This window comes from Chitinophaga sp. GbtcB8 (genome assembly GCF_019091455.1).
Classification (GTDB): Bacteria; Bacteroidota; Bacteroidia; order Chitinophagales; family Chitinophagaceae; genus Chitinophaga.
In genome coordinates, this window is record NZ_JAGXJN010000127.1 from 1 (window position 1) to 291 (window position 291).

Below are 291 nucleotides of genomic sequence, written 5' to 3' on the forward strand. Positions count from 1 at the left end.
GTGGTGGATGAGCAGTATGAAAGAGAGTTAGTAGAAAGTTATATCAGATCAAGGGTACCATCCTACATGGTGCCTGCAGCTATTGTAAGCATGGATCAGCTGCCACTGACAGGCAGTGGGAAGGTTGACCGCAGGCGTTTGGCAGCCCTGGACACGGATCATAGGGCTGCACATACTTATGTTGCTCCTGAAGGGGAAACAGAATTACAGCTGGTGGCTATCTGGCAGGAGCTACTAAAGAAAGATCATATAGGTGTTACAGATAATTTCTTTGAGCTGGGCGGTCATTCC

General features: G+C 48.1%; 1 protein-coding gene. It reads left to right on the top strand.

The window, feature by feature from the left end:
* Positions 1-291 (top strand): phosphopantetheine-binding protein (locus tag KVT36_RS31655; protein WP_217607421.1); only part of this gene is annotated, 291 nt, incomplete at both ends.